This window comes from Bacillus sp. JJ1532, assembly GCF_036965085.1.
In the GTDB taxonomy this organism is placed as follows: domain Bacteria; phylum Bacillota; class Bacilli; order Bacillales; family Cytobacillaceae; genus Cytobacillus.
The window spans coordinates 29,846-41,586 of sequence record NZ_JBALOW010000034.1; the positions used below are offsets into that span (position 1 = coordinate 29,846).

At 35.6% G+C, this 11,741-nt stretch carries 9 protein-coding genes and 1 pseudogene; 3 read left to right on the forward strand and 7 right to left on the reverse strand.

Features of this window, described 5'->3' with window-relative positions; all coding sequences use genetic code 11:
• Positions 1–670 precede the first annotated feature (670 nt).
• Complete coding sequence (locus V7122_RS12915; RefSeq protein ID WP_335344785.1) at positions 671–1,303, forward strand: LysE family translocator; 633 nt, start codon at positions 671–673, stop codon at positions 1,301–1,303.
• A gap of 543 nt (positions 1,304–1,846) precedes the next feature.
• On the opposite strand, the gene V7122_RS12920 is transcribed toward V7122_RS12915, so the two are convergent.
• The 3 genes from V7122_RS12920 to V7122_RS12930 all read right to left on the reverse strand — a co-directional run bounded on the left by V7122_RS12920 (position 1,847) and on the right by V7122_RS12930 (position 4,905).
• Positions 1,847–2,653, reverse strand: a complete 807-nt coding sequence (locus tag V7122_RS12920; RefSeq protein ID WP_335527094.1) for an MOSC domain-containing protein — start codon at positions 2,651–2,653, stop codon at positions 1,847–1,849.
• A 173-nt stretch (positions 2,654–2,826) separates the two neighbouring features.
• The gene (locus V7122_RS12925) at positions 2,827–4,254 is read right to left on the reverse strand and encodes an amidase (protein WP_335355254.1); all 1,428 of its coding nucleotides are present in this window, start codon (positions 4,252–4,254) and stop codon (positions 2,827–2,829) included.
• Positions 4,255–4,320: 66 nt separating this feature from the next.
• Positions 4,321–4,905, reverse strand: a complete 585-nt coding sequence (locus V7122_RS12930; RefSeq protein WP_335347785.1) for a DJ-1/PfpI family protein — start codon at positions 4,903–4,905, stop codon at positions 4,321–4,323.
• Positions 4,906–5,039: 134 nt separating this feature from the next.
• Between V7122_RS12930 and V7122_RS12935 the strand changes: the two genes are divergently transcribed.
• Entirely contained in the window at positions 5,040–5,477 is a 438-nt protein-coding gene (locus tag V7122_RS12935; RefSeq protein ID WP_335527096.1) for an Lrp/AsnC family transcriptional regulator, read from the forward strand.
• Positions 5,478–5,857: 380 nt separating this feature from the next.
• Here the strand turns inward: V7122_RS12935 and V7122_RS12940 are convergent, their stop codons facing one another.
• A complete protein-coding gene (locus V7122_RS12940) occupies positions 5,858–8,083 on the reverse strand; it encodes an MMPL family transporter (RefSeq protein WP_335347787.1) in 2,226 nt (741 codons plus the stop codon).
• A 392-nt stretch (positions 8,084–8,475) separates the two neighbouring features.
• On the opposite strand from V7122_RS12940, the gene V7122_RS12945 reads away from it, so the two are divergent.
• Positions 8,476–8,991: a TetR/AcrR family transcriptional regulator gene (locus V7122_RS12945; protein WP_335527099.1), complete on the forward strand. Its 516-nt coding sequence runs from the start codon at positions 8,476–8,478 to the stop codon at positions 8,989–8,991.
• A gap of 688 nt (positions 8,992–9,679) precedes the next feature.
• Here V7122_RS12945 and V7122_RS12950 read toward each other — a convergent pair.
• From V7122_RS12950 to V7122_RS12960, 3 genes and pseudogenes are all read right to left on the reverse strand, one after another.
• A complete protein-coding gene (locus V7122_RS12950; protein ID WP_057998306.1) occupies positions 9,680–9,880 on the reverse strand; it encodes a cold-shock protein in 201 nt (66 codons plus the stop codon).
• Positions 9,881–10,065: 185 nt separating this feature from the next.
• On the reverse strand, positions 10,066–10,248 hold the full coding sequence (locus V7122_RS12955) for a hypothetical protein (RefSeq protein WP_335347788.1): 183 nt from the start codon (positions 10,246–10,248) through the stop codon (positions 10,066–10,068).
• A 21-nt stretch (positions 10,249–10,269) separates the two neighbouring features.
• Positions 10,270–11,493, reverse strand: a pseudogene (locus tag V7122_RS12960) (MFS transporter).
• Positions 11,494–11,741: the final 248 nt, after the last annotated feature.

Genomic DNA, 11,741 nt, shown 5'->3' on the forward strand with positions numbered 1-11,741 from the left:
CAGAAAAGCGCCCTTTAATGGAATAACCAAAATATGGGCTAAACCCCATCCCCATCAAGCTAAGGCAAATCATTACCCCCAAAACGAAAAAACGATATTTCTTCTGTAATATAATGGAAAGTATGACGTTTTTTATGTGTCGTGAGGTTTCAAACGAACTTACTCTCTTTTCACAGGTATTACAACGATCTTTGTCTCTACAAGCTCTCCAACAGCTGACCAAAAAGGTAGGTTAAAGAACGAGTAGTACCAAGCTAAAGATTTAATAACGTTGTGCATGTGGTTTATTCAAAAAGTAGGCCTGCTACCAGCCAAGCTGCTATAGACCACAATAAGCAATTTAATGAACGCTAAATACTTAATTTACAAGGGAATTAGGTAATTGGCTGTAACGAAAATGAACAGTTTTGTTACTGTAAAACCAATACTCTAATGTACGTATTAAGTGATGATACAAGCAAATTTTGTTTAAATCCTTATGATAATACCCTACTTATAAACAATATTTTGCCACTGACTGTGCAACGCTGTTACTGAGCCATAATGCACTTTATCGGTAGTTAAGGATAGAAGAAATATTTACGAACAAAGATGAAAAAATACTTTTGTTTTCATACAGCATGCTGTAATATCGATAAGGGCACCCCAAAAATAGAGAGAGGTGCTTAATATGTATGGAGTTATTAATTATGAGGTATTTTTATTAACAGGAATTTTACTAAACTTAATTCCTGGTGCAGACACAATGTATATAGTCGGGAGAAGTATGTCACAAGGCCGAAAAGCAGGTGTTTATTCTGTTTTAGGTATTATTACTGGTTCTTTGACTCACACGTTGTTCGTTGCTTTTGGTTTATCAATCATACTTGTAAAATCTGTTCTCTTATTTAATATCATCAAAATTGTTGGTGTTATTTATTTAGTGTATTTAGGGATTAGAATGTTGATTGATAAAACAAATTTAGCTTTTCAGGCTGCTGCAACCAACAAGCTAAACATAAGGAAAATATACGTGCAAGGGCTTTTGACAAGTCTTACGAATCCAAAAGTTTCTTTGTTTTTTATTGCGTTTCTTCCTCAATTTATAGATACAAAGGATTCGGGACCGATCCCATTTATCATTCTGGGACTGACCTTTACTATCACTGGGTTGTTATGGTGTCTATTTATTGCTTATTTTTCTTCCTACGTTACAAAAAAACTAAGAGGAAACCAAAAGATAGGAACGGTTTTAAACAAAATTACAGGAATGATTTTTATCGGCATGGGGATAAAGCTACTGCAAACAAAAGCTCCTCACTAAACTTGAATAAAACAACAATGCCCCTTCAGATATTCAATTTCAGGTTTAAGTAGATTCATATATGTTGAGAAGCCCTTCAGATTTTACTCTGAAGGGCTTCTTGCTTGTTCTAAATCATTTTTTAACATGTGACACATTACTTTTTATTGTTAGCTAGATAAGGAGCTATGTATAGGTTTTTGTGGGCTTACATATATATCGCTATCTTTTTCACCTATTACCATATGGTATAAATACAAATTACCCACCCCTCTCACAATACGCAACTCGCTTACTTTATCTATCATTACCATAAGTATTCAATTGTCATTGATATTCCTTCTTCCATTAAATGGCCCGATTACTGAAAAAAGCACAATTCCTCTTCAAGAATTGCGCCCTTTAATGGAATAACTAAAACATGATCCCCATCTTAAAAATAAATTAATTCTTCTATTATTAAAGCACCCTTTGAATTGTAACATTTTAAAATCCATACAAATATCAGAGTCTTTATATTGGAAATATTAGGTAAACACAAGGACCGTCCCCATGTTTGGTATTTCACTCAATCTCAATTCTGTCTCCGATGCTTACCTTCCCAGGTTTCACTACGGTAGCATAAACTCCAAAGCTTCCAGCATTATTTTTCACAATAGATCTTAGTACATTTGGATCTTTTGGAAGGTCTCCTTGAGATAATGTTGTCATGACACATCTCTTTGTTTCTTGAGAAATTTTGAGCTGTACACTACCAATGGTTAAGGTTTTACCCACCCAATCATTTTCTATAAATGCTTCCGTATCTGGAACTTCAATAATAATATTAGGCCTGAACCGTCGTGCCTCAATTCTGCTTTCCGGTGCCAGTTTCCTTAAGTAATTAATAGTTGAGGTTGTAATAATATGTACCATATCAATATCAAAAAACGTGTCTTTTGGTGAAGTTCTTGTAAAAATCGAGCCTTTGTTGGCAAGTTCCTCGATATATTCAGGAATATATCCTTCAAACTGTACATCTTTTGCGGATGGAGTTGACAAATGAACGTTTCGATTCAAGCTGTTTGAAAGCAATTCATTTCTTTCTTCGTCTGTACTAATAATCGAACGACCATCCGGAAAAGTAATTCTTACCGGAGGAACTGCAGCATTCTCCTCTGTGGGTTCAACAAACGCTGCCCGATACTGAAACATGTTTGGCCATTTTTTAGGATTTTTAGCATTAGCAAGTTTACCAGTTTCATTATCAATGACTCCATAAGCTCTATCCCCTAATAACCCCTTTTCCGCAATCTCACATGTGTTTAATTCCTCCCCCATCATCGACTTAACGGGATATCTCCAAATTGAAGCAACCTTTAAAGATGCCATACAAATCACCCTTCCCATACTTAATAAAAGATATTATGCCTTATTTGTAAGTATGTTGTTTTATACAGAATTCGCAAAAGAAGGAATAACGTTCCATTGATTGCCAATCTATTTTTCCAAGTAGGACCAATTTCTTTAATTTGTTTTTTATTATTTTTCAAACCCTCAATCGTTTAGGGCAAATGATTTATATTTAGTTTTGCTGTTGTTAATGACAACTCTTGTTCCAAGGCATAACCAAATTGATACAGTTTTGCTTCTTCCCATTCCTTACCTATAAATTGGATTCCAATTGGTAAGCCCTCACTTGAAAAATCACAAGGTAACGCTAAGCTTGGAAAACCGTTCAAATTTGTTGGAGAAGTTTGTTTTGAGATTATTTGCCGAACAACAATAGCATTTTGATCATTTCCAATAAACCTCTCATTAATACGAGGAGGTAAAATAGATGTTGTAGGAGTTAGGATAACATCGACTTTTTCGAAAACATCATTGAATTCCTTTTTCGCTAACTTTCGAGTTTGTAATGCGGTTGCATATTCAAATCCTCTTATATAACGTCCTGTTAGCAATCTTTCCTTCACTTCATCATCCCAAAGATCTGGAAAGCCCTCCAAACCCTCCCTATTAATTGCATATGCATCACTAGAAAGAATAACACGCTGTGCATCTAAAAACTTCTCTATATTCGGAAGTGCAACTCGAGTTATCCTTACTCCTAATGCTTCTAGAATTGTTATCGCTTCTTCTACTTTTTTAGATATTTCTTCATTTAAATCCTCAAAATAAAAATTACTCGGAACTCCTATAGATGTCCCCTTAATATCTTTACCAATTAATCTAGTAAAATCTTCAGGTTTACGGTAGATAGCATCAGGATCTTCTGAATCAAATCCGGAAATGGCATTTAATATTAATGCATTATCATGGACTGTTCTTGTCATAGGCCCGACATGATCCTGAATCCATGATATCGGATACATACCACGCTTACTTACAGTACCATATGTAGGCTTCATCCCAACGATTCCACAGAAAGAAGCCGGTAAACGGATAGAACCTCCAGCATCTGTGCCAATTGCTCCATAACTAAGACACGCCGCTACCGCTGCAGCTGAGCCACTACTTGATCCTCCAGTCATTCTAGTGGTATTGTACGGATTTTTTACTGCCCCATAGTGGGATCGATCTCCCGTTGTACCTAAGGCTACTTCGTGTGTATTATGCTTTCCAAAGATTACCGCGCCTGCTTCTTTTAAACGTTCAATTACAAAAGCATCTTTTTCTGGAATATAATCTTTATATATTTCGGAACCAGAAGTAGTTTTCATACCTTTTGTATTAATATTATCTTTTATCCCGATTGGAATTCCATGAAGGGGTCCCTTGTAATTTCCTTGTTTTATTTCATTCTCCATTTCAATCGCTTCTTTTATAGCCTCTTCACGATTTACCGTTATGAATGAATTTAATATTGGGTCAACTTGATCAAGATGATTTAATAAGTTCTCAACTAATTCCACAGGTGATATCTCACCATTTTGAATACATTTTGAAACCTTCGTTATGCTAAAACTTAGTATTTCATTTTGTTTAATCATTTTTATATGGTCTCCTCTCCAAATGATTAAGTGAGCTAACTAAGCACTTTTTCATCTACTATTAGCTTATTTAAAGCCCATTAAATCCTTTACTTTATCAGTATTTTCAGGTGAAGTTAACATTTCAAGTAATTTAAAAGACACTTCAAATGCCGTACCTGGATTAGATGAAGTAATAATATTTTCATCACATACAATTCGTTCATTAGTTATTTGAACACCATATTGCTCTAACTGTGCTAAACGCTTGCTCGTAGGATGATTGTAAGTCGTCGCCTTTCGATTCTTTAATACGCCACTATGCGCAATCATTAAAGAAGCAACACAAACGGATGCAATTGGTTTATTATGTGCATCGAAATATTGAATCACTTGTTGGAAACTTTGACTAAAAGCATCTTCATAAAACCCTGCTTCTTCAAATCCCCCTGGAATTGCCAAAGCATCGAATTCATTTAGATTAAGGTCTTCTAACTGCCATTCAGGTGTTACAAGGAAATTCCAAGTACATTGTAGCTGAGGGCGAATACCTGCCGTAACGACTTCGGTTGAACCATCCCCTTCCCATCTATTCCAACCTAGTACATCAGTAAAAACACTTGCTTCTACAGCCTCAAATCCATTTGCTAACAATAATAATATTTTTGCCAAAAAAATCCCTCCCTTAATAATAGTTTATTAAACGAGAGGCAAACATTACATACATTTAAAAAAGTATTTCTATGATATACTTACTTTTTTCTTTTAAGAATTATATAATTCTTTATAAAAAAAGGTAGGTTTATATGGACACTATTGATTATGAAATTATAAAACATCTTCAATTAAATGCAAAAACCCCAATAAAAGAGCTTGCTTCTTATGTACATTTATCAGCACCAGCTGTCGCTGAACGAGTTAAAAAGCTAGAGGAACAGAATGTTATTGAAGGTTATCATGCAAAAGTAAATTTAAAATCCCTTAATCGATCAATTGTTGCATTAATTCTTTTTAAAACATCTGATTGCAAAAATCTCTCTCAATTTTGCCATTCACATCCTGATGTACTTGAATGCTACAGAGTAGCTGGCGAAATCAGTTATATTGTAAAAGTAGCGACAGCCTCTATTGAAACTTTAGAAGAGTTTATCGATGAAGCTATGTCATATGGGACGCCCTCAACAAATATTGTCTTATCTGGATACGAAAGTAATCCTTTGTTACCAATAGAGACGGAAGTTTAAAAATCTTCTGTCTCCTTTGATAAATTATATTTTTTAAACTGCCCTATAGGTTAAGTTCATTTTTTCACATTTTCCATTTTTTCTTATTCAACAATCTGGCCCGATTGCGGAACAAAAAATCCATTATGAACAATCATACTTTTTTATAAATGATAGAAATTTTTTTCAAAGCCACAAAGGACCGCACATATTTGATATGTATAATATGTGCGGTCCTTTTATTTTCATATACTAAAGCATTATGACCCTAAGATAATATCAACACAGGATTTTATAATCGAACTTTGTTTTAAATGATCAATCTTTTTTATAAAACTACAAAAGCATCTCAGAACGGAACCCTTTAATATTATAGGGAAGCGGTTTTTAACTGAATACAACTATGAATTAACTTTAACTGTTCTGTTTATATATTTTTTTTCACTTTTGTTTTCCATGCGTTGTATAATGCTTTCTCCTTCAACATCAATGTTAGGCAAAACTTTATCTAGCCATTTTGGCAAGTACCAGGCTGACTTACCCATAAGAGTCATAACTGCAGGTACGATTGTCATTCTCACGACGAATGCGTCAAAGAAAACACCGAATGTAAGAGCCATACCTATGGATTTAATGATGGTATCAGGTGCCAACATGAATCCAATAAATACAGCAATCATAATTAATCCTGCTGCGACTACGACTCTACCGCTCTCAAGCATTCCATCTAAAATAGCTCTCTTCGGATCGCCTGTATGCGTATAGACCTCCCGCATTTTGCTCACTAGGAACACCTCGTAGTCCATGGCGAGTCCGAACAGAATGCCAATCAGAATGACAGGCAAGAAGGCTAAGATCGGACCGGCAGCAGGGAAACCAAATATATTTTGGAAATGCCCATCCTGCACGAAAAATACCACGGCTCCCAACGTAGCACCAAGAGAAAGTAGGAACCCTAAAACTGCTTTTAATGGAATGAGCAGAGACCTAAACACTAGAACTAAGAGTACATATGCAAGTCCCACAATAATGGAAGCGAAAACCGGCAAGGCATCACTCAGCTTCTGCGCAATATCAATATTCATCGCTGCTGTGCCCGTTACCATTAGTTCAATTCCATATTCTTTCTCGGTCTGGTTCGTTTTATCCCGGATTGCTTTTACCAAGTCCTTCGTCTTTGTATCGTCTGGTCCTGTTTTTGGTGTGACGGAAATCATATAAATCTTTCCAGAAGGCCCAGGGATTACTGGTGTCACACTTTTCACGTTAGATAGGTTACCCACTTCTTTTGCAATGGTGTTCATAGCATTTTGCGTTTCAGCTGCTACTTCCTCTGATTTTGCCACTACCACTAAAGAGGCATGAAATCCTTCTCCATATGCTTCCGTCAATAAATCATATGCTCTTCTTTCAGTCGTTTCTGTGGACTTTGTTGTTCCATCCGAAGGCAGGCCAAGGTTCATATGGAAAAATGGAATCGTAATCACTGCAAGTAGTCCGGTAGCGAAAATCGTAACAATTAGAGGACGTCTTATGACAAATTCCCCCCATTTATTTGAACCAGCGTGTTTCTTACCTGCCCCAGTCATCTTTTGTAAGAATCGATTTTGTTTAGATGGGGCAATCTTATGACCGACAAGTCCTAATATGGCTGGTAATATGACGACGGAAACCAACACAGCTGCGAGCACAGTAAAGGCAGCGGATACGCCCATCGCTGTCAGGAATGGAATCTTTGTAACAGCCAATCCCAAAAGACCAATAATAACAGTTAATCCTGCAAAGATTACGGCACTTCCCGCTGTTCCCGTTGCGATGGCAACAGATTCTGGAATAGAATCTCCTTGTGCAAGCTGCTGTCTAAAGCGATTGATAATGAAGAGCGCATAGTCAATGCCCACTGCGAGTCCCAGCATGGCAGCTAATGATAAGGAAACAGATTGGATTTCCACATAATTGGTCCCAATCATGATTCCTAGCATTCCAATCGCTAATCCAATTATCGCAGTGAGAATCGGCAATCCAGCTGCTAGAAAAGACACAAAAGTAAATGCCAAGACTACGAAGGCAACAAGTACTCCAACAATTTCAGTCATACCTGAAGTCTCTGAGTCAGAAAATTGGATATCGCCTCCTGATAATTCCGTTTGAATGCCGGCATCCCTTGTTGTTTCAATACTATCTAAAATCTTATCCTTAGAAGCTTTTGTGACCTTTTCCGCTTTCACTTTGTACGTAACGACTGCATATCCGATTGTCCTATCATTACTGAGGTTCTGCAACTGCATAGGTGTTGCCAAAGAATCAACAGCTGAATCTTTTATAATCTCATCTAGAACTTCCGCAATTTTCTGTTGTACTTCCGCTGACTCCAAGGTTTCGTTTTTTGGTGCTTGAAATACCACTTTTACTTGGGCACCTGCTGGTTGCATCACTTTAAACTCTTTTTCAATTAATTTTCCTGCTTTATCTGCCGGTGTATTCGGAATGCTCAGCTCATCCCTGAAGGAGGAACCCATGTTGCCTGCAAAAAGCACTAATGCAATAAGAATTGCGAGCGCACTTAATACAACCTTTTTCCTATGATTTACTGCCCAATGTCCTAACTTATACAGATATTTTGCCAATTGAATCTCACCCTATTCTTATTGAAAATTTGTCTTGTTCTTACGTTGTAATCTAGAAATTCACAAACATCAAAACCACATATTATTCATTTAAAAAGATTAATAAGTATATGATAAATTCATAGAATATCCCTCCCTATTTATAGCTTGCAGAATGGCGGCAAATCGCCAAAAGGAAACAAAGAAAATGGTACACATTGACAGCAATAATGCCCTTTTATACAATGGCATTATCATCATACTAACAATTGTACTTACATGTGTAAGTATAACTGGGAATTTCCATATTTCAAGAACTATGTGATGATTTGCACATAAAACGAACAGAATGAAGGGATGTGTTAGCTTTGAGGAAGTCAAGAGAAGACAGTATACACTCTCAGAGATACATTATGGAGGCTTTGAGCGCACTGTTGCATGAACATAAACTGCAAGATATAACTGTAACAGCTATTTGCAAAAAGGCTGGAGTTGCCAGAGTCACATTCTACAAATACTACCGTAACGTTTACGACGTCGTGCAAGCATCTGTGGATGAAATTGTTCAACAATTTTTGAAAGAGGTTGAAAGTTTAGATCCATATGATAGTATGCAGCTAATTATTGAATATATCATAGAGGGCTATATGTCTGCACAGAAGCCCTCAGGAAAGTTAATTGGTTCAAATATATCTAGTATGCTGCTTGATTATTTGAATTATGCAATGGAAAAGGTCTTTCAAGCGGATATTACGCGGAATCATGACATGAGCAGAATGCAAATCCTGTTTTTAGCAGGTGGTATCTTTAATATTGTTACCGATTGGATTAAAAGAGGGGCAAAGGAGTCTCCACAAGCACTTGCTGAAAAAATATATGAGATGCTTCCATTTGGGACAAAAGATACAAAGAATTTGGCAAATTCATGATACCGCTGTTCTATCTTTTTTTACATCTCAAATAATGGTACATCACATAAAATACTACGAGTAGTTCATCTCACCATAAACGACCGTTTTTTGGTTAAACGAGAAAAACTTTCTTTCATACTCAAAAAACATAGAAAATATTTGACCCAAAATCTAATTACTAATATCCCTGACCTCACCCCCTTTTTGGTATAGTTAATCTACAGAAAGGGGGAATTTTATTTTAGTGAAAGGAAATCAGGGTTTTATCTACCCAATAATGTCTTAGCGTATGTTATCAAGACCTAAATCGTAAAAAGTCATAAAAAATTAGGTGAAATACAAATGATCATATCTAATATGTATCATCCCTTTTACTTTTTTTCGCAATCGCGCCCTATAATGGAATAACTAGAACATGATCTTAATCTTAATTGTAGAAGGAAAAATACCCATAAAAATGTTAAATTAGGGATTACTACTACAGTGTGCTATACTTAGTCTACCATTTGTACTATTACTGATTGTGTTTCATGATTGTTGCACAAGCCCTATTCATTTATTGAATAGGGCTTTCATTTTGTTGATAAAGTCTCTTGTTCCGTATATTATCTTGAATTGGCACTCCTACTGTCCCTTAATACAGATAAAAGCAATTTAAGCAAATAAAAAAACAGACCCTTCATTTAGGGTCTGCCATCTGCTATTATTAAGCTTTTTGAACGTTTGTAGCTTGTGGGCCACGTTGTCCTTGTTCAATTTCAAACGTTACACTTTGACCTTCGTCTAAAGATTTGAAACCTTCGCTTTGGATTGCTGAGAAATGTACGAATACGTCTTCTCCTGCTTCACGCTCGATAAATCCAAAACCTTTTTCTGCATTAAACCACTTAACTTTACCTTGTTCCATAATTGTTGCCTCCTCGTGTGGATCTCCACACATTGTGTTACTATCCTTGCTCAAATACCTTAGACGAAAAACAAAATCTATTCTCAATCTGAAAAAAGAACAAAAATAATTCTTCTTAAGAATAACAGACATATCATGAAATAGCAAATAGTATAACTCTCATTTCTGATGAAGATATTTCTTTATCAAATGTTATTGAAGAAAATGGTCCGATACAAAAGAACACCTTCTTCAAGAATGGCGCCCGATTGTTGAAGATCAGTGGCTGCTGAAGATGGCTCGCACTTATTGAACTCTAGCTTATAGTTATCTTTCTCTCCAGTTCCATCTAGAATATCTCCTATTAAATCATTATATTTTCTTTCCATAAGATCACTCCATTTTCTTACTTATCCATTAACTACCTTTGCATTCTCACTAAAATAATTTGCTTTAGATGGCATTAATATAGTCGTAAAGAGAACAAATGCAAGTAATGTCCCAGCCACAGAAAATATAATACATACGAATTGTAAAGAGAAACATTCAGAGAAAAAGCCTAAAATGAGTGTAAATCCAATTTGGATCATTCCTTGTAACATATCAGCTATACTTCCGAACCTCCCCATAATATTAACTGGTACATTGTTTTGGAAAAAAGTTGCGTAACCTGCATTAGCAAATGCCATAAAGAAACCTAAAAATACAAATGCAATCGTTGCTGTTACAAAGTTATATGAAGAATAAAAGAAGACATAACCAATTGATGTTAAGAACATCCCAGCTCCTAGATATATTTTTAATTGGACCTTCTTCGCTACCAGTGCAGACATAAACGCACCAACTAAAGCACCACCACCAGTTATGCTTACAATAAGTCCGTAATCTCGATCTGATAACTGAAGGTTTTTTTTAATAAATGTTACCTCTTGTGAATCTAAAGCAAACCCAATTAACATTGCACCTTGAAATAATAAGTAAACTAAAATGAAAAATTTAGCTTTCATGGCAAACTCTCTAACTACCTTCCAATCTTCAAAAATAGTTCGCAAACGTATTGGGTCTCGAACATTATTAATATTCTCATCAACGTTAGGAAGAAGATAAATGAAGAACGCACAAATAATAAAAGTAATGGCATTAATGATGATACATAGTTCAGTACCTACATACATAATCAAGATTCAAGCGATTGCTGGACCTAACAGAAAAGCACCTGAGCTTGTCATGCTCATAATTGAATTAAATCTTTTTCGATTTTCAGATGGAACTAATTTTGTTATATATACTGATGAACTTGGTCCAAAGAATGCTCCTACCATATTTATCAACAGTAGAATCATATAAATAATCCATAGGTTTCCGATAAAAGGAATTAAAAGCACCAATAACCCTCGTATAATATCAATAAATATCATCAGTTTTCTTTTGTTTACTCGATCAATAACACTTCCAGACCAAGTATTAGTGACCAAGATGGCGATAGGTCTAATAATATAAAGTCCTGCGACAGCAGCAGCAGATCCAGTCAAATTCAGAATTGAAATATTAAGTGCAATCAAATAAATCCAGTTCCCTAAATATGAAATTCCAATTCCTGATATTAAAAGAATAGGATTCTTCCAGGCTCCCATTTACTCACCCTTTTCCTTATATATATTAAATATACCATTTAAAGTAAGGTAAAAGTTGTAAAATGTGAATTTTCTAACCATTCTTCTAGAGGTACTCCTATTGAAGTAACCCGCCATTTAGGTTAAGTACATTTCTTCACAATCTCACATAGATATCTAGTTTTGTTTAAAGTCTTGTTCCATAAATGGCCCTTTTCATGAAGAAAGACGCTTTCCTTATTTCAGAAAAGCGCCCGATTATTGAAGAA